The sequence below is a fragment of the Dapis purpurea BLCC-M126 genome, assembly GCF_050015975.1.
In the GTDB taxonomy this organism is placed as follows: domain Bacteria; phylum Cyanobacteriota; class Cyanobacteriia; order Cyanobacteriales; family Microcoleaceae; genus Trichodesmium.
Genome location: NZ_JBNHER010000256.1, coordinates 16,448 through 37,582, shown reverse-complemented (window position 1 = coordinate 37,582; position 21,135 = coordinate 16,448). Strand labels below are relative to the sequence as shown.

Sequence of the window (21,135 nt, the reverse complement as noted above, 5' to 3'; positions counted from 1 at the left end):
TAGAGGAAAATGGTAATTTTGAGGTGTCTGTGTTTCTATTGCGTATGGCGCAATAGGAATTTTTGCCTAGAGGAAAATGGTAATTTTGAGGTGTCTGTGTTTCTATTGCGTATGGCGCAATAAGAATTTTTGCTTAGTTTCATCCATTCAACTATTTGGTAATACTATTAAGATCGGAAATGATATAACTTTATTAGGACTTACGCATTTTTGAGTTCTAAACATTACATATCTATAACGTTATAGTTTTTGAACACTGTTATAGTGTCTCTGCGTGAGTCCTGTATATTTCTACTCCTTCACCAATTTATGACTAACACAAACACACCAACTACAGATAACCTCAAATATGTCAACCCCCTAATAGGTACGGGCGGCCACGGTCACACCCATCCAGGGGCAAGTGTTCCCAATGGTTTTGTCGTACTTGGTCCGGATACTAGAGTCGAAGGGTGGGATGCCAGTTCCGGATACTATGATAGCGATCGTAGTATTCTTGGTTTTTCCCACACTCACCTAAGCGGTACGGGTATTGCAGACTATGGAGATATTCTAATTTTGCCAAAAATTGGTTCGATGGTACTGGAACCGGGAACTCTGGAAAACCCAGACTCAGGTTATCGGGAACGCTTTGACAAGAATTCAGAAACAGTTTCTCCTGCCTACTACAAAGTTAAATTAAACTCAGGAGTACAAGTCGAACTTACAGCTAAACAACGGAGTGGTTTTCACTACTATACTTTTCCTGAAAATGCTAAAGTTAACCTGCTCATAGACTTAGTTCATCGCCGAGACGAAAAAACTCTCTCTACTAGTATCAAACTATTAGATCCATACACCATTGTTGGGAGTCGCATCAGTCAAAGTTGGTCGCCAGAACAAAGAATTTATTTTTATATCAAAATAAATAAAACAATTCAAAAAATGTATATTTCCACTGATGGAAAAAATCTTAATCCACTTAACAGTGCGAATAACAAATATATTCAATCATATCTAGAATTAGGGGAAATTTCCGATCTCAAAGTCCGAATTGGTATTTCCGCAGTAGATATTAATGGGGCGCAAAGAAACCTCGCTCAAGAAATTCCCACCTGGCAATTTTATGAAACAGTTGACTCCAGCAAGGAACTCTGGCAGAAAAAACTGGCAAAAATTAATATTGAAACCGAAAACGAAACAGATAAAATCATTTTCTACACTTCCCTCTACCATACTTATAAAGCTCCACATATATATATGGATGTAGACAGACGATTTCGGGGAGCGGATGGAGGCATTCACACCGCCGGAGGTTTTACCAACTATACTCTATTTTCCCTATGGGATACATTTCGCGCTCTCCACCCATTGATGACTTTGCTGGAACCTACAGAAACTAATGAATATATCAAATCTATGTTGATACATTATGACCAAGTTGGTTCCCTACCCAAATGGAAATTAGGAGAAAAAGACGTTAAAACTATGGTTGGTCGTCATGCTATTAGTGTTATTGTAGATGCTTTTACCAAAGGTTTGCGGAACTATGATAATTGGTGGGCTTTAGGAGCAATGATCGACACGATGAATAGAAATGAAGCAGAATTAAATGCCTATCGTAGTTATGGTTTTGTTCCCTCAGACGTTAATGTTAACTGGTCAGTATCGCGGACTCTAGAATTTGCCTACAATGATTGGGCGATCGCTCAAGTAGCCAGAACTTTCGGAAATATTAGTCTGGCAGAAAGTTATGAAAAACGTTCTCAAGCATACCGTCAAGTATTCGATGCCAGTCAAAAATTAATGCGCCCGAAACGTCAGGATGGGAGTTGGGATAATTTCGATCCGTTTGCAGCAGCATGGGAGTCTCCATTTATTGAGGGTAACTCCTGGCAATATACCTGGTTTGTACCCCATAATATTCCTGACTTAATTCAACTGATGGGTGGAAACACAGAATTTTTAGCACAACTGGAAAAACTATTTTCTCTGGATAGTAGTCAAGGGAATGAACTGCCTGATATTACGGGATTAATTGGGCAATATGCTCACGGAAATGAACCCAGTCATCATATCCCCTATCTTTTCAATTTTGTCGATCGCAACGATCTGACTCGTGCTTATGTGCAGGAAATACTTACCACAATGTACAAAGCGACACCGGATGGTATTATTGGCAATGAAGACTGTGGGCAAATGTCTGCTTGGTATATTCTCAGTTCCTTGGGTTTGTATCAAGTGACTCCGGGTACGCCAATGTTTGATTTGGGATATTTGCATTTTTCCCAAGGGACTATACATTTAGATAATGGCAATAATTTCGTTATCCAAAAAGGTACTCATTCTGAACCTTATTTACTCAATGCTAAACCTGTATCAGGTTGGCAAATTTCATATCAAGATATTATGAATGGTGGTGTGCTGAGTATTTCTGCACCAACGCCAACAAATGTGATGCAATGGTATAATACACCTCCCGTCTGGAGTGAGCAAGATGGAATAATTCAAGTTACCACGGGAGCAAAAACTGATTTTTGGCGGGTGACTCACTATGATTTTATTCGGGATAATGGTCATTTTTATTATCGGAATATTACAGGTGATTTTATCGCGAAAGTGAAAGTTACTGGTGAATATCAAACATTATATGACCAAGCAGGTTTAATGGTGCGTTTTGATGAGAAGACCTGGTTAAAATGTGGTATTGAGTTTGTCAATGGTGTGCAACAAGCGAGTGCTGTAGTGACAAGAGAATATTCTGACTGGTCAGTGGTGCCGTTGTCCGAAAACCCAGAAAGTATTTGGTTGCGTTTAAAACGGAATGGGGAAACAGTGGAAGTAGAATATTCCCTGGATGGCGAAAGTTATAGTTTATTGAGGTTAGCTTATTTGACTACAGCAAATCAGTTGCAGGTAGGTTTGATGTGTGCTTCTCCTGATGGGAATGGTTTTTCTGTGACTTTTGAAGAGTTTAGCTTGACTGAAGATTAATGTTTTTTTTGAGGTGGAAATGTTGAAATTTTTAGAGGGGCTTACAGCAATTATAAAATTTGATAAATGAAGATAATTCAGGCTCTATTAGACATTTCCGATAATAAAAAATAAAATCAATTATCGGACATAAATAATCAATTATTTCCCCCTAATCCCTCTTTTTAGGAGAGGTATATTAATGATAATTATAAACATATTATTCAAGTTCATCCCAGTTATTCTGCGGTTGATAAAGATAGAAAAAAACGGAACCAAGAGCAATTTCCCGTTCATAGTTTTTGTACTTTAATGAAAGATTTAGGAACAATTTGCTTGAACAAAGTGGAGTGTACTTTAGAGAGTGGAAAATATGTTTTTTCCCAGATAACTCGACCAACTCCAGTACAACAAAAAGTATTAGATTTATTAGGAATTTCTTTAATTTGTACCCAGTAAATCTGGGTAGACAATTCGACGTATATCTTGTACAGCATATATTGTGCTGTTTTGTCAAAGGGGAAGTTAAGTTGACATACAGACCAGTATGTATAACAATGGAAGTTGTAATATCTAAAGAATTTTAATAAATAAAATGGCCTTACTGATAGAAAACATAGAGACAAGGTAAAAGCTGCTAAAAACAGCTTTAAAAATGTTAATTACTGTTACTAAAACACGTATTCATTATCTAGCTTTGAGTAGTATAATGTTATATCATGTTCGGATAATTACTTATAATAAAGTATATGGTTTGTAGTAGGGCTTCAGCCCTACTACGAACTGTAATTATAATAACTATTTAACTGAACATAATATGAGTTGGTTTAACAACTGTAATACTGTGGAGAGTTAGCAACAAATTGATACTAGAGTATAGTTGCAGAAAATTTTGATCGTACAACCAACAGAGTCAAAGTCTCAATCAATTAATTAAGATAAATTGGAGAATCAAAATGAAAATATGTAAACTAGGTACTCAAGGACTAGAAGTTTCAGCTCTTGGACTTGGGTGCATGGGAATGTCAGAGTTTTATAGTGGACGTAATGAACAAGAAGCGATCGCCACAATTCACCGTGCTCTTGAACTGGGAGTAACATTACTTGATACGGCTGATATGTACGGACTAGGAGATAATGAGAAGCTAGTTGGTAAAGCGATCGCCAACCGTCGTGAACGTGTAGTGTTAGCCACTAAGTTCGGCATTGTTCGCGGAGAAAACGGCAGTTTTCAAGGCGTTAATGGAAAACCAGAATACTTGCATCAAGCTTGTGATGCTTCCTTACAACGTTTAGGTATTGATACTATCGATCTCTATTATCTGCACCGCGTCGATCCAGAAGTACCAATTGAAGATACTGTAGGTGCAATGGCAGAATTAGTGAAACAGGGTAAGGTACGTTACCTGGGATTATCTGAAGCTGCACCTGCAACTATTCGTCGCGCTCAAGCTGTACATCCAATTAGCGCTTTGCAAACAGAGTATTCCCTTTGGAGTCGCGAACCTGAAGAAGAGATATTACCCACTTTGTGTGAGCTAGGTATTGGCTTTGTGGCTTACAGTCCCTTGGGTCGCGGCTTTTTGTCTGGACAATTTAAAAGTCCCGATGATATTCCAGAAGATGATTACCGGCGCAACTCACCGCGTTTCCAGGGAGAGAACTTTAACAGAAATTTGGCAGTAGTTGAGCAGGTTAAAGAGATAGCTAAAGCAAAAGGAGTAACACCTATTCAACTAGCGATCGCCTGGTTACTTGCTCAAGGGAATAATATTGTACCGATTCCTGGAACTAAGCGACGCAAATATCTAGAAGAAAATTTAGTTGCTGCCGATATTATCTTGACTCCAGAGGAATTAAAGCAAATTGAAACTGTTGCACCCCAGGGAGTAGCAGTAGGCGATCGCTACCCTGATATGAGTCGAGTCAATGGTTAGAAAATTATCGTACTGGTATAGTATGACACAAATAAATCAATAGTTTCATATAGACATTTACTCTGATATACTAGATTTATGTCTAACTTATTAAACTCTTAAAAGAGGTGGCATATCAATTGAAATGCAATCAATCAAGACTAAATTAAAAGTTAACAATTATCAAAAAACCATACTTACCAAACACGCAGGTGTAGCCTGTCATGCTTATAACTGGGGATTAGTCTATTGTATTACTGAATATGAATCAAGGCAGAAACGCCCTAGTGCTATCACTTTACATAAGCGTTTGGTGAGGGACGTTAAAAGTAAAAATCCCTGGTACTATGAAGTATCAAAGTGTGCTCCTCAACAAGCATTAAGAGATTTAGAGAGGGCATTTAAAAATTTTTTGACTATTCCTAAACGTGGATTTCCCAAGTTTAAGAAAAAAGGAAAAAAAGACAGTTTCTATTTGATATAGCTTTGACAACTGATGAAAAGTAACATCACTCGCTTAATAACAGGAACACTAAGCGCAACTATTCTATATGCTCTTGTAGGTTGTTCTTCTACAAATAATTCGTCTTCGGCACAAAGCACTTTTCAATCATCTACTCCAGAGAATACCAATATCTCACTATCTAATAATCCACTACTATCGGACAATAATGTTGCTGTTGCTGAAAATTTTAAAGCAACAACGGTATTGGAAGGTTTAGAAAGACCATGGAGTATGGCATGGCTTCCAGATGGGGCAATGTTAATTACCGAGCGCCCGGGGAGATTGCGAATTGTTCGTAATGGAACTTTAGACCCCAATCCCATCGCTGGAGTTCCAGAAGTTTTCGCAGTTGGTCAAGGAGGTTTGATGGATGTGTCGCTGCATCCGAACTTTCAACAAAACCGCTTGGTTTATTTTACCTACTCTCATGGTAGCAACCAAGCTAACCGTACCAGAGTTGCTAGGGCAACATTTGATGGGTCAAGTTTAAAAAACTGGGAGGTTATTTTTGAAGTTTCTCAAACAAAAGCACGGGGTCAACATTTCGGGTCGCGTATAGTTTGGCTACCAGATAATACCATGTTAGTAGCCATTGGAGATGGTGGTAATCCACCAAATAAACTTGATGGGGACTTGATTCGCAAACAAGCTCAAAATCTTAATTCTCATTTGGGTAAAGTTGTTCGTTTAAACGATGATGGTTCAATACCACAAGACAACCCCTTTGCTGCATCTGACAATGCCGATTCAGCGATCTGGAGTTATGGACATCGCAACATTCAAGGAATGGCTTTAGATCCAGCTACTAATAGATTGTGGTCTACTGAACATGGATCGAGAGGTGGTGATGAACTAAATCTTGTGGAAGCAGGAGAAAACTATGGCTGGCCATTAGTTACCCACAGTAGAGAATATACTGGAGGTGAGATTTCTGATAAGCGATCGCTACCAGGAATGATCGATCCAAAAGTAGTTTGGACTCCTGCTATCGCTCCTTCAGGATTAGCATTTTACTCTGGCAAACGCTTTCAAGCATGGGAAGGAGATGTATTTGCAGGAGGTTTAATCTCTCGCGATGTTCGTCGTATAGATTTGGATGCAAACGGCAATGTTGTTAGAGAAGAATCTATTCCTATCGGTCGCAGAGTGCGCGATGTACGTCAAAGTCCCGATGGAAGACTGTACGTTTTGACAGATGAGCAAAATGGTCAACTTATAACCATTGAACCTACAAATTAAAATAAATTTTCATCAATTAGGAGTAATTATGAATAACACAAACAATTATTCAATCTGTGGAAATAAAGATATAAACCTTCCAAACATTAATACTAAAAAAGGTAATAGCAATTCTCATAACTCACCAGAATTTAAACCAGCAACAGTATGGGAATCACCATCTTTTGAAGAATTTTCGCTTTGTATGGAAGTCACAGCTTACATTCAAAAATTGGATTAATTGGTAAATAAAATCAATGCTTGTACGTATTCTTGGTTCTGCTGCTGGAGGCGGGTTTCCTCAATGGAACTGTAATTGCAACGGTTGTCAATCTACTCGTGCGGGAGATATGAATGCACAAGAGCGCACTCAATCATCTCTTGCTGTTAGAGCAAATAATGGTTCTTGGTTTTTGGTAAACGCATCCCCTGACGTGCGTCAACAACTAGAACGACTCCGGGATGAAGTCCCCAATTCAATTCGTTCTAGTCCTATTGCGGGAGTTCTGCTAAGTGATGGGGAAATTGACCACACAGCAGGATTAATGATTTTACGAGAAGCGGATGAACCCCTGCAAATCTATGGGACAGATGCTGTGAAGCAGGGATTAACTGAGGGTTTTTCTGTGCTTCGCGTGCTGAAAAATTACTGCGGGGTAAACTGGATTAATATCGAACCAGGTTCAAAAGTAAATTTGAGTAATAATGATAACTTAGGTTTAGAAGTAGAAGCCTTTTCACTTCCTAGCAAAGCACCGAAGTATATGCGTTCTAGTTCTCCAGTAGAGGGGAATTGGGTAGTTGGATTTACGTTTCGTGATCGCGATACTGGTGGTGTTGTAACTTATGCTCCAGCACTAGCTGAATTGAGCAATTCAATACTGGAGCGCTTGGAGAATAGCGACTGTATCTTAGTAGATGGAACATTTTGGCAAGATAACGAATTGCTAGCATTAGGAACGTCTACTCGAACAGCTCGTGCAATGGGACATTTACCGCTTTCGGGAGATGACGGTAGTTTAATTCCTCTTTCTAAACTTTCCTGCAAGCGGAAAATTTTTACCCATATCAACAATACCAATCCCATTCTCATTGCTAATTCAACAGAACACAAAATAGTTGAAGCAGCAGGTATGGAGGTTGCTTATGATGGATTAAGCATTGAATTGTAGTTAATTCAACATGACTTACGCAGGCGAACCCAGAAACCGGGTTTGTGGGAGATTAATGTTACTATTGTAGGGCATTTGATACAAACCCGGTTTCTCTGCTTTTTTATACCGATAACCAGATTTGATATTACCAAAAAAAGAGGTCTAAAGCCTCCCCTTTTAAGGGGGTGAAAAAAATAAATTTCATTATTTCAAGCCTCTGGCTTTCCTAGGTCATGCTGCGCAAACAGCCAGAGGTACTGATAACTGAAATAATCTGTTCCCTATTCCCTATAAATAATGCAATTACTAAAACACGAACTTGAAAAACCTTCTTGGACAAAAGAAGAATTTGAATCCGTACTATATTCCCAAAAATCCCGCTATCATCATTTACATCCTTTTCACAGGAGAATGAATGAAGGATTATTAACACCCACAGAAATACGAAATTGGGTTGCAAATCGTTTTTATTATCAAAAAAATATTCCCCTCAAAGATGCTGCTATTTTAGCAAACTGTCCTCATCGGGAAGTAAGACGAGAATGGATTGAGCGAATTATAGATCATGATGGACGCTCCGAAGCAGAAGGTGGTATCGAAGCTTGGCTACAATTAGGAGAAGCTGTAGGTTTATCTCGTTCCGAACTACTTGATGAAATTCATGTGTTACCTAGCGTTCGCTATGCTGTAGATGCTTATGTAAATTTTTGTCGCAATAATTCGTGGATTATAGCGATCGCTGCATCTTTAACAGAGCTATTTGGTCCCGATGCCATTAAAGTACGATTAGCAGCATTAGAATCTGATTATTCCTGGATAGATCCTGCTGGATTTGAATATTTCCGGGTACGGTTGAAAAAAGCACCCCGCGATGCAAAGTATGCACTCAATTTAGTTCTGGAAAACTGCAAAACCCGTCATAGTCAAGAACAAGCAGTTAAAGCATTAGAATTCAAGTGTGATTTACTATGGAGCCAATTAGATGCTATTGATAGAGGTGAAACACGTCCCTGTTTGGAGGATAAATGATGGAAGAAAGGGAAGTTCAGGAAAATCTTGATTATTTAGCTTTCGCTCCTGGTGTACGTTTGCATTGGAGTGAAGTCAGACAGCAATATTGGCTTTTATTTCCCGAAGCCGCACTTGCTTTAAACCAAACTGCGGCAGCCATACTCTCAAAATGTGACGGAAATAATTCTCTAGATGAAATTGTCGCAGTATTAGTGCAGCAATTTCGTGATGTAAATGTTAGCGAAGTGGAAAATTTATTGTTATCGGTAGTCAAACGAGGACTATTAAAAGCTCAAAGGTGACTTAAGTCGTGTTCGGATAATTAGTTATAAAAAAGTTTTTGTTTGTAGTAGGGCTTCAGCCCTATCTACAGTTCGGGCTGAAGCCCTACTACGAGCTTTAATTCTCACTATTCAAAATGTTCCTTATTCCGTGTTCCCTCTTTTTATGACAATTAATAGACCGTTAACGCTAATTGCAGAATTAACCTATCGTTGTCCGCTTCGATGTCCCTATTGTTCTAATCCTGTTAATTATGGTGAAATTAATAGAGATCAAGAATTATCTACTGAATATTGGTTAGAAGCGATTCATCAAGCTGCAAAACTAGGAATTTTACAACTTGGTTTCACAGGAGGCGAACCACTTCTACGAAAAGATTTGGAAATGATGGTAGAAACAGCAGCTTCTAGAGGAATTTACACCAGCTTAATTACAGCAGGAACAATTCTGACTCCAGAGCGAGCAGCTAAACTGAAAGATTGTGGATTAGATCATGTACAAATAAGTATTCAAGATAGCCAAGCAGAACAATCTAACTATATTGCAGGAGTTGCCAGCTTTGAACAAAAATTGGCTGCTGCAAGGTTGGTGAAAAAATTAGGATTTCCCCTAACTATTAATGTTGTACTGCACCGTCATAATTTGGATAGAATTGAAGAAATTTTGGAACTATGTAAAGTGTTGCAAGCAGATCGCGTTGAATTAGCCAATACTCAATATTATGGTTGGGCACTCTACAATCGTAGTTCACTGTTGCCGACAGCCGCTCAATTAGAGCAAGCTCAAAAAGCAACTGCACTTGCTGTAGAGAAACGATATTTTCCTATGGGTATTGTTTATGTGCTACCAGATTACTACGCAAAATATCCCAAACCATGTATGGATGGATGGGGACAACAGACAATAGTCATTTCTCCTGCGGGAGATATTTTACCTTGTCAAGTGGCTACTTCTATTCCCGAATTAAAATTTGCTAATATTCGCGATCGCAATTTAGAGTGGATTTGGTTTGAATCAGAAGCATTTAACCGCTTTCGTGGCACTGATTGGATGGATGAACCTTGTCGTAGCTGTTCTCGTAAAAATGTTGATTTTGGGGGTTGTCGCTGTCAAGCTTTTTTGCTGACTGGAAAATCTAGCGCTACCGATCCAACTTGTCATTTGTCACCAGATCGTCAACTAATTGTTAAAGCGCGAGAAGGAGGAGAGTTAAACTATTCTCAGTTGACATACCGTTCATATCATGTTCCTTAAATACTGATGATTATCTGGAGATGGTATTAGACTTACAGCAGTTTTCATATGAATAAATCACGATGAAATTTTAGGAGAAAAAATGGTTCGTTCAATATGTTTAGCATTTTTGATTTTTTTATCTTCTGGTTTAGCTTTATCGGAACCAGTTTCAAGTTCTAATGAATCAGATGCTTTATTTTCGATTGGTTTATGGCCAGGGGAAGGTATCCCACGTTTTAAGTCAAAAATGAACCTCCAGCCATTGGTTAAGCCTAACTTAGACTCTCCACCTGTAACAGGACTAGAAGTAAAAAAGGGAACTATCCTCAATTTTACCGAAACTCTATACCAAACTATCAAATCAGGTCCTGTCATTATTGAAGAAACCCAAAAATTGGAAGTAACTAATTATGGAAATATCAAATATCTTTCGAGAGATGATTATTATTCATCAGGAAAACCGACTAACCTGACTCTTAAAAAAGGAGACCAAATTAATGTATTACAAAACCGAGCAGAGGGTCAAATTTTCTTTGAATATCAAGGTAATATTTATGCAGGTTGGTGTAAACCATGTTACGGTGCATCCTATGAAACGGCCTGGTGGGTAAAGGTTACTCTATTATCAAAGAGTGGTTGGGTGCTAATTAATGAAAACACAGTGGAATTTTTACAACGTGAATTTTAATGTCATCCTTTCATTAATTGATAATTGATAATGAATAATTATATCAAATCCGTTTGATTCGGTATAAAAAAATGTTCCATCTTCAGTTATTGCCCAATCTTTCTAAATTCTCTTCCCTCCTGACTCCTGACTCCTTATCTAATTACACTGATACTACCGGATTTGATATTACCTCTGATTAAAACCGTTTAATTAAGGTAAATATTTTTGCACGACGCTCCAACCTGTCAAAGATACTGTCGCGAAACTCAACAACAGAATAATATTAGTCGTAATATGAAGCGATCGTGCCCAAGTTTGTTTAGCATTAATCTGAGTTGCACTCCAGGCAGAAACTAATACTAAAGTCACAACAGTTAAACCAGCAGGCAAATGAGCAGAATGACCTAAGTTACCATAATAGCCAATAGTTCCCACTAAACCAATTGCCAATAACAAAATGACTAAAAATACCATTATTCCACCAATAATATAATGAAATGGTCTTAACCATTGGGGGCGTTTTTGTTTGTTATGGCGAGCAAAAAACATCCAACCACCAGTCATAGCTAATAATAAATAAGCAAAAAGGGAAAGACCCATAGACCAAGCTGCTATTTTCCACAGCCACAGAAAAGAAGGTAAATTCATATATAATTAGTTTTGATTATATTTGGACTTTACAGCAGTTTTCATTGGCAGGCCCATACAATGCTTGTAGTTTTTGTTATATGTTCCATCTGAAGGAAAACTGCGATAACTTTATATTATACTTAGCTACTCAATTTTACCTTAATTTTTATTTTGGAGAGGTATATTTAGCTTAAGAATTACAAAGGTTTAAAATTAATTTTTGCGAAATTTATTTAATCAATTTATAGAAACTAATATTGTGTCTAGTTAAACAATTATAAATAACTAGGGAGAAGTCAGGAATATAGCAGAAAGTAAAAAATTAGCATAGTATTTGCTTGAATACTTATAAAAGAAAAATTAGGTGGGGAAAGTTTGTCGAATGCTAATTAAGCTGATACGATCCAACATCTACAGCAACTCAATATCTTTTAATACCAAGAATTCCTAGAATTCCTAGACTTTTGCTGCAATTTCTTACGCGCTTTAATGGCAGGTGCAAAATCTGGCTTAATTTCAATAGCTTTGTCATAAGCAGTGATCGCTTCTTTATATTTCTCCATTTCTCCTAGCGCCCAACCCAAGTTAGACCAAGCTATCGGATCTTGAGAATTAATAGCGATCGCTTTCCTCAGAGAAACTACACCTTCATCATAACGCTTCAACTTAGTCAAGGCAATACCACGACTAGCCCAAGATTGAAAATCATCAGCATTAATAGTGATCGCTTCTTCAAAAGCAGTTATAGCTTCTTGATTTTTTTCCAACCGCATTAAAGCAAAACCTTGATCCCGCCAAGCAGGTGCAAAACTAGGATCGATGTCTATCGCTTTTTGATAAGAAGTCACCGCTTCCTCATATCGTTGTAAACCATCAGCAAGAAAACTACCTTGGTTATGCCAAGCAATGTGGTACTTTGGCCGACTTTCAGTAGCTTTTTTATAAGCATCTAAAGCGTCTTCAAAGCGTTGTAAGAAAAATAAAGTATTACCTTTTCCCATAGAAGCGCGATAAAAATCTGGGTTTAACTGTAAAGCTTGTTCATAAGAAGCTAATGCTTCTTGATGACGCTGTAGTTTACTCAATACTTGACCTCGGTCAACCATTGCTGCCAAATCTTCTGGGTTATCTCTAATTTCTCGTTCAAGTAAAGCGAGTGCTTCTTCAAAAGCTTTTCTGGCATCAAGCTTACGTTTTAAATATTCTAAAACTATACCTTTATTCTCCCAAGATTGAGGTTCCATCGGATCGACAGCAATAGCTTGATTAATAGCTTTTAATGCTTCTTCAAACTGACCTATACTAATCAATGCTATCCCTTTACCATTCCAAGCTTTGAAATTATTTGTAGATATCTGAATGGCTTTTTCATAAGCATCTAAAGACTGTTCATAACGCTCTAATTTATTTAAAACCAAACCTCGACCATTCCAAGCTAAATAGAAATCTTGCTTATTTTCTATTGCTTTGTTGTAGGCAACTAAAGCTGCTTGATAGCGCTGCAAATCAAACAGTACATCCCCATTATTTTTTAAAGCCTTCGAGTCATTTGGTTTGATTTTTATAGCTTGTGCACAGAAACTTTCTGCTGTTTCCGGTTGCTCTACTTCAATCCATTTATTACATTTATTAAGTATGTAAATAAATTGAATTTCAGACCAGAAAATTATTCCAGCAATTACAACTGTAGCTCCCAGAGAAATCAAAGAAAATGGCAACAAACGAAAGGAACGTTTTTTCCTGGCAGATTTATTGGAAGCTAAATTAAGAGAGGTTGAAGGAGAAAGATTAACAGCCGAATTTTCTGGCGGAATATTATCATTATTAGTTTCGGCAAACTCTTGATTCTGAACATTAATATCCAGCTCTAAATTGGCAGAGTTTTCTGTCGGTATTTCTGTATAATTATGAATTTCTGGTTCTACAGAAATAGAATTTTCCGACCCAATCAAAAGTTCTGTTTGACTGCCAATATTCCAGATATCATTAAGAACTTGATCTGCACTTTGATAACGAGCGCGAAAATAGGGATTTACCATCCTGTTAATAATAGCAGCAAATTTATTGCTTACCTCAGTATAATTCCGCCATCCCAAATCCCCAGTTTTTGGGTCTCGACCTATTTCGGCTGGAAATAAACCTGTTAAAGCATGAACAACTGTCATTCCCAAAGCATATAGGTCATTACTAGGATTAGGATTCCTTGTATATTGTTCCTTGGGCATATAACCATGAGTACCCACAAAACGAGTAATTATCAGTTGCTTTTGGTCATTTAACGTCACAGAAGAAAGTTGTTTCAGTGACCCAAAATCAATTAAGGCAATTTTGCCATCAGAACGCCTAATTAAATTAGAAGGTTTAATATCTAAATGAAGTACTTGACGATGAACAAATGTGAGAATTTGCAGTACATCTTCCAATAACTTTGTAGCTTCAACTTCATTAAATTTACCTTGATCGATTTCGTAATTTAAGCTATTACCTTCAACATATTCTTGAACTAAATAAAATTCTTGATTTTCCTCAAATTCATCTAGTATTGCTGGAATTTGATCATGTCTTCCTTGGTTGTAGATAATTTGTGCTTCCTCTTCAAATAATTTTTTGACTTCTTGTAAGAGGAAAGGATTTTTTGACTTAGGCTTAATCTGTTTAATCACACATAGAGAATTATCAAGTTTTTGTTGATCTTGAACTAAATAAGTTTGACCATAATCTCCTTCTCCCAACAGTCGAATAATTTTGTAGTGCCTATTAAGAATAGTTCCTATTCTTTGTGAATTTTGTATGTTTTTATAGAGTTCCTCTAAGTCATTCAGAACTTCCGTTGCAGACTGGTAGCGTTCTTCATATTGATTGCAAACCATCTTATCCAAAATATCTGCCAACTCATCTTCTACTGCTGCTAATTCCCGCCACAAAATCTCATTAGTTTTACTATGACGTAGCAAATCTATTGGGGCAACACCTGTCAAAGCTTGAATAGCTGTTATTCCCAAGGCGTAGATATCACTATTTATTTTGGGCTTTCCTCCCAAATGTTCCACTGACATATAACCTGGTGTACCTAGCACAGAAGCTTGTACTTCTCCATTTGAAGATAACACCAAAGTTTCAATTTCTTTTATTGCTCCAAAGTCAGTAACTACTATTTTATTGTCTGATTTGCGTCTGATTAAATTGGAGGGTTTAATATCACGGTGAATTACATCTTGACGATGGATATATTCTAATGCTTCTAAGGCATCGTAAAGCAACATAATTAGTTGACTTTGAGGCAGTTGTTTACCATTAGTAATTTCCCTACCTAAATCATGGCCCTCAATAAATTCGTAAACTAAATAAAATTTTTGGTCTTCCTCAAAATGATCCAAAAGTTGGGGAATTTGTTCATGATTGCCTAACTGTTTTAAGGTTGTCGCTTCTTTTTCAAACCGACATCGTGCTGCTTCTAAAATAGAAGGTTCGCTGGTATTAGGTTGAAATTGTTTGACTATGCACAGAGATTTGTTAACTGCCTGCTGATTTTCAGCTAGATAAGTTTTGCCAAAATGTCCCTTTTTTAAGTCTTGGATAATAGTATATGTTTTTCTAAGAGTCTGAACTTGCTCCATCATCTTTCAATTTGAGAGTAGAAACTACTTTCTCAAGTTTAAACCCACATTTCACATTCCGCAGTTTATTTTGTAGCACAAAAGATTATGTTTTTAGCGATCGCCTTAACTTGGGAACTGGAAATAGAGATTTAGAGTAGTGTACCTTCAAATAAGTCATTAATTATTGCTTCAGATCGATAATTTGCTTTAGTATAAATACTTAGCTATTTTTTTCTATGTTATAATACTTTTCGTGCCTAGCAAGGAAGTATGGAATATAAGTTAAGTAGATAGGTCAAATTAAATAGAAAATGATTATTTAGAGGAAACACCGGAACATAAGAAATGTAGGATATAGTAATCCTCTAATCGGTTGTAATATTTTGGTGGCAGTTAGGAGTCAGGAATCATAAGTCAGGAGTCATATTTTTCAAGGTTAAGAGCTCAAATTAACTATTATAAAAACTGTCACAACTAATGCGCGAATTGCTATAGTAATTAAACAATTTATCTTTCTCTGAGCTCCACTTACTTATAAATAATATTATTCTGTAAGTGAATTTTATGAATATTCCTACTCTTTACCTCATTTTCTATTGTCTATTATTATAAGTATTTAACCGGAAATTATATAATTCATAATTCCAAGTTCAACTATTAGTAAATCAAACAGAGATTCAGTTTTTTTGCACAAATACTATTCTAACCAGGGATTACTGATTAACTCCAAAGCATTTACATATAAAGGCTAAAGCCTTTTTGATGTCAAAAAAGTACCAGCTTTTTCCTCACTCAAGGTGAAAAAGTGAGTATTTTGAGCAGACAAGGGCGGAAAAATAGACCAACAATTCTTCCAGCTACCTCCTCTATAATTCCTATTCCTCCTGAGTGCTAACTCCTACCCTCACCCATAAGACTTTTTCAGCAAATCCTAACTATTTCTTTTGCGTTTGCCCAAAAGTTGAGCTGCAAGTATCCCACCCAGAAAACCAAATAAGTGTGCCTCCCAAGATACATCAGGATCGGAAGGCAAAATACCCCAAATTAAACCACTGTAAAGAAAACCAGCAGTTAAGGCAAAAATAACTGATAAAATACTAAAATCAAATAAACTTCGGAGTAATAAAAAACCGAAATAACCAAAAATTAATCCACTAGCACCGATATGAATAGAACCTGGTGAACCAAAACACCAAATACCTAAACCACTAACAATTATAGTAACAATACTCACAAAGAAAAAATCACCAAATCCTCGTAACATAATTAACCAACCAAGAGTGATTAGTGGTACAATATTAGCTATTAAGTGACCATAACTACCATGCAAAAATGGAGCAAAAAAAATACCAGTAATTCCCATAGAACTTTGAGGATGAATTCCGCCGTAATAATTCAGTTTTCCTGCTAAAAGTTCGGCATTAATAATTTGAACAATCCAAAGAATAGCGATAAGACTTCCCAAAATTGTCACCTGGGTATTCAGTTTTTCAAATAATTTGTTCATTGGTTTTAAGTTATAGTTGATATATTCCCACTATTATAAGCTATTAGCTGTCAGCTATCACTAATAAGACTCCATTTCTGTTAGAGAGCTGTTTCATTCTCTAAGGTTAATTACGAAAATATGGGCGTTAGAGCAGCTTTTTAAATTGCTCGAATAGGGCTTTTTCATTTTAAGAAAAAGCCCTGATGGGCTAGGGAGGAGTTGATTTTTGCCTTGCACATAGCGCTACAATTGTTAATAACTAATAATTAATTATTAATTGTTGAGTTTTTGTTTTCTTCTGCGCTTCCGAGCAGCATCAGCAGACTTTAATATTTTTAACTGATAAGGGTCAACATTAGTACGCCAATAAACACGATGACCTTTAATTTCTACACAATTTTCCTCTAAACATTTGAGCCACCCCAGTCTATTTTGAATTTGTTTAAAATTATTGAAGAGCCCTCTATCTTCTTCTTGCAATGTAAGTTTGGCAAATTTTTCATAATGCGGATAATCTGGAGTTACAAAAGCATCTTTTCTGTGCAAAATTGGCGGATTATATTCATTTGTATAATCCTCATAGCTGACGCTCAAGTCTCGCAAATCGATATTCATAGTTGTATGTAAAACTGGGTGAGCTTCCTGATCAAAGTCAGGATAAAATAAATAAGATATTATCGGTAGTTTATGACGAAATTTAACGATAGTTGCCTCATTTAATGCACCAATTGTACGATTAGCACAACCTTCATAAAGTCGCAGCAAAGGGTCAAGTTTTGCTACAGCAGAAACATGAACTAACAGATAATTAGCAGATTTATAACCAATAGAGCTATTTTGACAACATTTACTAATCAAGTTAGAATCACCTAAACTAAATAACATTAAATCAGCCAAGGTACAGGCTTTAGTGTAACTACCAAATAAAGATTTAATATCATTTCTTACTACTACTGATAATTGGGAAAATTTGGGGCGATTACCAAATTTATTTAAGGCTAAATATACTAACAAGTCTTGACGACGTTTATCTGTTATTTCATCCCATTCTTGATAGTTTGTTGCTTGGATAATTACTTGAAATGCACGACGAAAATTACCAAATTCTGCAATTAAATCTGTCTCTTCGTTAAGTTCCCCTCTAACCGGTAGACGACCACGTTCGCTCATAAAGTTCATTAAAGGAATAAGTTGTTCCTGATAATCTTCAAAGCGCTTATTTTTGCAACTAATTCTGGGTGTAGATAAATTGGTTCTTAATCGAGATGCCCGGAAATTTTGAGCTTCTGCTTCATCTCTAAAAACAAAGAAAATTCCTAAATCAATAGGAATCGAATCTACATTTAACACTTGGTCAATATAAGACTTTAATTCTTCCTGTTCATAATATTTTTGAAAAGTCTTACGAGCTGTAATTATGCCATCTCCATAAGCAAGTTTTCCCTCAGTTTTACTATCATCAATTAATACCAGAGCAGAAACAATTAAAACTTGTTTAGTTAACTCCCAAGATTTAATCAAAGCTTCCCTACGTTCTGCCAAAGATTCTATTACATTAATTACATAACCAAGATTGACAATATCAGCAGCAATACAAGGAGTTTCTGGCAAATAATAAGGGTCCCAACCTCCACTTAAATAACCTTTTTGACCAATTTGTTTGATATCTTCACCATATCCACAACCATAGTCAAAAAAAGTTTTACCTTCTGTAAATAGATTTGCTTCTACAGCTAAACGGACTGGTTTAGAAATTTGTTTACGAACTATCGCAGCTTTATGACGTTCTATTTGAGGAATTGGCATCTCAATAGTATGCTTAATTACTTGATAGTCTTGAATTTCTATGCCATGATTTTTGAGGTGTTTTAACCATCCTTGGCGAGTACCAATTAAACGAGTATTATCTAACAGTCCTAGTTTTACTTCAGCAGAAGTTAATTGAGCAAATTTTTTGTAGTAGGGATATTCGGGAGTAACAAAAGTTTCTTTCCGATGGAGCACAGGAGGATTTTTACTATTGCTGTAGTTTCTCTGCTCGACTTTTCCATCATTCAGATTGATGGAAATGCTAGTTTTTAAGGCAGGATGAGGGTCAATATCAAAGTCTGGATAGTGTAAATAAGAAATTGTTGGTTTATCAAAATTAAACTTTATTAATGTGGGGATATTGGTATCAGCTTTTTGTCTAGAAACAGCTTTGAGATACAAACGATAAGCTAAATTTTCGTAGAGTCGCAGTAAGGGATGAAGTTGTTCTAGGGCAGATATATGAATATAAAAGGCAGTTGGTAATTTTTTCCCTATTTTGCTTTGTTGACAGTATTTTTTTATCGCTCCTGGTTGATAAATTTCTAGGAATATCTGGTTAGCAAATTCACAAGCAGACTTATAAGTACAAAAATAACTTTTAATATTGTCTCGAACTGTCTGGGGTAAGTCTGTTTCTAATTTAATTTTGGGTAATATTTGAAAGTTTTCTATATTTAAAGCCAGATATAGTAGCAGTTCAGAGTAATTTTTTTTTTGAAAATTAAGTTTGTTTTCCATTCCTAAAATCTGTCCGATAGCTTGTCATTTTAGTTATCAGTTATCAGTCACAGAAGTTAAAATTTAAAAGCTTGAATTTAAGTATTTATTTAATGACTACAGTTAAACAATATACAATTAACTACTAAAAAGTTTAAGATAAAAACTACTAATTAGTGAGTGGTAATTTATTTAAAATTAACTCCACATTCCTACATCCTGTAGTATTTCTTCAGAATCAGGAATAGAGGGAACAACAGTTTTAGATAAACTTTTTGTTGAAACAGTATCAGAAGTTTCCGTATAAAATTCTAAACGAAGTTTTACTTTTCCTTTTTTCCAGTAAGAACCAGGTTTCAATAGTTGACATTCTAACCCATCTTCAAATAAATTTTCCGACTCTAATCTAGTTAAAATCATAGTTATATATTCACTAACTTTAAATGTACATTGAAACATTAAAAGACTAGCACCTGTAGACAATACATCATCATTATTTAGTAGATTAACTTCAGTTTCCATAATAATAATTATCCTGGATTTATTCTGCATTAAGGAAGCAAGAAGAAAGTTTATTCAATTATCAGTTAATAGTGTCTAACTATCAAATGTGAAATAATCACTTGAAATTAGTTTACTGTCAAAGTATTCAGTCCACAAAATATAACTTTTTATTTTGACCAGAAGATAAGGTCTTGTTCCTAGAAGGGAGACAAAAAAAAGAAAATTCAGTGTTTAAAACTTCATAATTCAGTAGAAGATACTGTTAACTGATAACTGAAATGACTTACCTCTTTCCTTCTTATACCCAATTTATTTTCAATCAAAAAAACCAACCATAGGAATGTAAACCTTTACCTAAAAGATTTACTCCTAAATAACATACCCAGACTACAGCAAATCCGGTAGCAGCTAAAATAGCAGGTTTTCGCCCTTGCCATCCTCTAGTAATGCGAGCATGGAGATAGGCCGCAAATACTAACCAAGTAATTAAGGCCCAAGTTTCTTTCGGGTCCCAACTCCAATAAGAACCCCAGGCTTCATTTGCCCAAACTGCTCCAGCAATAATCCCAATAGTCAAAAGTGGGAACCCTAAGCCAATGATACGATAGCTAATGTTATCTAAGGTTTGGGCAATATTTAAACGCTCAGGTGAAAGCGTGGTTTCTGCCTCAACTGTTTGAGTAACCTGGGTCATTTCCAAGACAGCAGTTTGACTATGGCCATTTTTTGTAGATAGGGGAAAAGGTTCATGGTTGTTCTTAATTTCGTTCAGGTTAGCCCCTTCTGTTTGCAGTTGCAAATTTTTTGAGTGCTTTATGAAATGATTATTTCTATAAGCACGAGTGCCAAAAGAACTTCCACTAAGTTCTACTTTTTGGCCACTGGTGATAATGAGAAAAGCGATCGCCAATAAAGACCCCACCATAAGAGTCGCATAACTCAACATCATCACACTAACGTGCATCATCAACCAATTAGATTTTAGAGCGGGTACTAGGGGTTCAGATATCTGCATATTGGAGGGCAAAGTTAGGGCAGCAAAAGCAGAAATACCCATGGCAATGGGAGATGTAAAGACCCCCACTAGGCGGCTACCACTATTATGTTCGGCTACAAGATGAATAGTAGTAATTCCCCATGTCAGGAAAAATAAAGATTCGTACAAGTTGCTAATAGGGAAATAACCACCTTCTAACCAACGAGCGCCCAGTAATGTTGCAATACAGAGATTAGCGATCGCCATTCCTGTAGAACCCAAAACTGAGAGATAAGGGATACGAGGAAAAGCAGCACCTACCCAGTAAATGAGCATTGTGGTAAATAAGATAGCAAACGAGATATTGTCCAGTGAGTTTTGGAGTCTGACTAGATCCATTAATTTTTCTCCATGATTATGTATTTCAGTTTATATAGCGCTACGCGCTAAGGAATAGGGAATAG

General features: G+C 36.4%; 17 protein-coding genes. 11 read left to right on the top strand and 6 right to left on the bottom strand.

Annotation, left to right across the window (positions count from 1 at the left end; translation table 11 throughout):
- The first annotated feature begins 264 nt into the window (after positions 1 to 264).
- The 11 genes from ACP6PL_RS23080 to ACP6PL_RS23030 all read left to right on the top strand — a co-directional run bounded on the left by ACP6PL_RS23080 (position 265) and on the right by ACP6PL_RS23030 (position 10,962).
- On the top strand, positions 265 to 2,973 hold the full coding sequence (locus ACP6PL_RS23080) for a GH92 family glycosyl hydrolase (RefSeq protein WP_426547632.1): 2,709 nt from the start codon (positions 265 to 267) through the stop codon (positions 2,971 to 2,973).
- 315 nt (positions 2,974 to 3,288) lie between these two features.
- On the top strand, positions 3,289 to 3,411 hold the full coding sequence (locus tag ACP6PL_RS23075) for a hypothetical protein (protein ID WP_426547631.1): 123 nt from the start codon (positions 3,289 to 3,291) through the stop codon (positions 3,409 to 3,411).
- A 497-nt stretch (positions 3,412 to 3,908) separates the two neighbouring features.
- The gene (locus tag ACP6PL_RS23070; protein WP_426547630.1) at positions 3,909 to 4,889 is read left to right on the top strand and encodes an aldo/keto reductase; all 981 of its coding nucleotides are present in this window, start codon (positions 3,909 to 3,911) and stop codon (positions 4,887 to 4,889) included.
- 124 nt (positions 4,890 to 5,013) lie between these two features.
- Positions 5,014 to 5,352 (top strand): helix-turn-helix domain-containing protein, encoded by a 339-nt coding sequence (locus ACP6PL_RS23065; RefSeq protein ID WP_426547629.1) that lies wholly within the window; start codon positions 5,014 to 5,016, stop codon positions 5,350 to 5,352.
- A 12-nt stretch (positions 5,353 to 5,364) separates the two neighbouring features.
- On the top strand, positions 5,365 to 6,612 hold the full coding sequence (locus ACP6PL_RS23060; protein ID WP_426547628.1) for a PQQ-dependent sugar dehydrogenase: 1,248 nt from the start codon (positions 5,365 to 5,367) through the stop codon (positions 6,610 to 6,612).
- 28 nt (positions 6,613 to 6,640) lie between these two features.
- Positions 6,641 to 6,832, top strand: a complete 192-nt coding sequence (gene pqqA / locus ACP6PL_RS23055; protein ID WP_426547627.1) for a pyrroloquinoline quinone precursor peptide PqqA — start codon at positions 6,641 to 6,643, stop codon at positions 6,830 to 6,832.
- A 16-nt stretch (positions 6,833 to 6,848) separates the two neighbouring features.
- A complete protein-coding gene (gene pqqB / locus ACP6PL_RS23050; protein WP_426547626.1) occupies positions 6,849 to 7,763 on the top strand; it encodes a pyrroloquinoline quinone biosynthesis protein PqqB in 915 nt (304 codons plus the stop codon).
- A gap of 279 nt (positions 7,764 to 8,042) precedes the next feature.
- The gene (gene pqqC / locus ACP6PL_RS23045) at positions 8,043 to 8,774 is read left to right on the top strand and encodes a pyrroloquinoline-quinone synthase PqqC (RefSeq protein WP_426547625.1); all 732 of its coding nucleotides are present in this window, start codon (positions 8,043 to 8,045) and stop codon (positions 8,772 to 8,774) included.
- Positions 8,771 to 9,058: a pyrroloquinoline quinone biosynthesis peptide chaperone PqqD gene (gene pqqD / locus ACP6PL_RS23040; protein ID WP_426547624.1), complete on the top strand. Its 288-nt coding sequence runs from the start codon at positions 8,771 to 8,773 to the stop codon at positions 9,056 to 9,058. The genes pqqC and pqqD overlap by 4 nt, the downstream gene beginning before the upstream one ends.
- Before the next feature lie 145 nt (positions 9,059 to 9,203).
- Positions 9,204 to 10,292, top strand: coding sequence for a pyrroloquinoline quinone biosynthesis protein PqqE (gene pqqE, locus ACP6PL_RS23035; protein WP_426547623.1), 1,089 nt, complete (start codon positions 9,204 to 9,206; stop codon positions 10,290 to 10,292).
- An 82-nt stretch (positions 10,293 to 10,374) separates the two neighbouring features.
- Positions 10,375 to 10,962 (top strand): hypothetical protein, encoded by a 588-nt coding sequence (locus ACP6PL_RS23030; RefSeq protein WP_426547622.1) that lies wholly within the window; start codon positions 10,375 to 10,377, stop codon positions 10,960 to 10,962.
- 192 nt (positions 10,963 to 11,154) lie between these two features.
- Here the strand turns inward: ACP6PL_RS23030 and ACP6PL_RS23025 are convergent, their stop codons facing one another.
- The 6 genes from ACP6PL_RS23025 to ccsB form a co-directional block, all read right to left on the bottom strand.
- Entirely contained in the window at positions 11,155 to 11,592 is a 438-nt protein-coding gene (locus ACP6PL_RS23025; RefSeq protein ID WP_426547621.1) for a DUF4079 domain-containing protein, read from the bottom strand.
- 413 nt (positions 11,593 to 12,005) lie between these two features.
- Positions 12,006 to 15,194 carry a protein kinase domain-containing protein gene (locus ACP6PL_RS23020; protein WP_426547620.1) on the bottom strand — a complete coding sequence of 1,063 codons (3,189 nt, stop codon included), beginning with the start codon at positions 15,192 to 15,194 and terminating at the stop codon, positions 12,006 to 12,008.
- 910 nt (positions 15,195 to 16,104) lie between these two features.
- The gene (locus ACP6PL_RS23015) at positions 16,105 to 16,680 is read right to left on the bottom strand and encodes a rhomboid family intramembrane serine protease (protein WP_426547619.1); all 576 of its coding nucleotides are present in this window, start codon (positions 16,678 to 16,680) and stop codon (positions 16,105 to 16,107) included.
- A gap of 255 nt (positions 16,681 to 16,935) precedes the next feature.
- Entirely contained in the window at positions 16,936 to 19,212 is a 2,277-nt protein-coding gene (locus tag ACP6PL_RS23010; protein ID WP_426547618.1) for a DNA phosphorothioation-associated putative methyltransferase, read from the bottom strand.
- Between the two features lie 177 nt (positions 19,213 to 19,389).
- Entirely contained in the window at positions 19,390 to 19,713 is a 324-nt protein-coding gene (locus tag ACP6PL_RS23005) for a KGK domain-containing protein (RefSeq protein WP_426547617.1), read from the bottom strand.
- A 301-nt stretch (positions 19,714 to 20,014) separates the two neighbouring features.
- On the bottom strand, positions 20,015 to 21,070 hold the full coding sequence (ccsB, locus tag ACP6PL_RS23000) for a c-type cytochrome biogenesis protein CcsB (protein WP_426547616.1): 1,056 nt from the start codon (positions 21,068 to 21,070) through the stop codon (positions 20,015 to 20,017).
- Positions 21,071 to 21,135 lie beyond the last annotated feature (65 nt).

Excerpts from the sequence above, each read along its gene's own strand:
- ACP6PL_RS23070 (WP_426547630.1), top strand. The coding sequence starts at position 3,909 with ATGAAAATATGTAAACTAGGTACTCAAGGACTAGAAGTTTCAGCTCTT.
- ACP6PL_RS23065 (WP_426547629.1), top strand. The coding sequence starts at position 5,014 with ATGCAATCAATCAAGACTAAATTAAAAGTTAACAATTATCAAAAAACC.
- ACP6PL_RS23060 (WP_426547628.1), top strand. The coding sequence starts at position 5,365 with ATGAAAAGTAACATCACTCGCTTAATAACAGGAACACTAAGCGCAACT.
- pqqA (WP_426547627.1), top strand. The coding sequence starts at position 6,641 with ATGAATAACACAAACAATTATTCAATCTGTGGAAATAAAGATATAAAC.
- pqqB (WP_426547626.1), top strand. The coding sequence starts at position 6,849 with ATGCTTGTACGTATTCTTGGTTCTGCTGCTGGAGGCGGGTTTCCTCAA.
- pqqC (WP_426547625.1), top strand. The coding sequence starts at position 8,043 with ATGCAATTACTAAAACACGAACTTGAAAAACCTTCTTGGACAAAAGAA.
- pqqD (WP_426547624.1), top strand. The coding sequence starts at position 8,771 with ATGATGGAAGAAAGGGAAGTTCAGGAAAATCTTGATTATTTAGCTTTC.
- pqqE (WP_426547623.1), top strand. The coding sequence starts at position 9,204 with ATGACAATTAATAGACCGTTAACGCTAATTGCAGAATTAACCTATCGT.
- ACP6PL_RS23030 (WP_426547622.1), top strand. The coding sequence starts at position 10,375 with ATGGTTCGTTCAATATGTTTAGCATTTTTGATTTTTTTATCTTCTGGT.
- ACP6PL_RS23025 (WP_426547621.1), bottom strand. The coding sequence starts at position 11,592 with ATGAATTTACCTTCTTTTCTGTGGCTGTGGAAAATAGCAGCTTGGTCT.
- ACP6PL_RS23020 (WP_426547620.1), bottom strand. The coding sequence starts at position 15,194 with ATGATGGAGCAAGTTCAGACTCTTAGAAAAACATATACTATTATCCAA.
- ACP6PL_RS23015 (WP_426547619.1), bottom strand. The coding sequence starts at position 16,680 with ATGAACAAATTATTTGAAAAACTGAATACCCAGGTGACAATTTTGGGA.
- ACP6PL_RS23010 (WP_426547618.1), bottom strand. The coding sequence starts at position 19,212 with ATGGAAAACAAACTTAATTTTCAAAAAAAAAATTACTCTGAACTGCTA.
- ACP6PL_RS23005 (WP_426547617.1), bottom strand. The coding sequence starts at position 19,713 with ATGGAAACTGAAGTTAATCTACTAAATAATGATGATGTATTGTCTACA.
- ccsB (WP_426547616.1), bottom strand. The coding sequence starts at position 21,070 with ATGGATCTAGTCAGACTCCAAAACTCACTGGACAATATCTCGTTTGCT.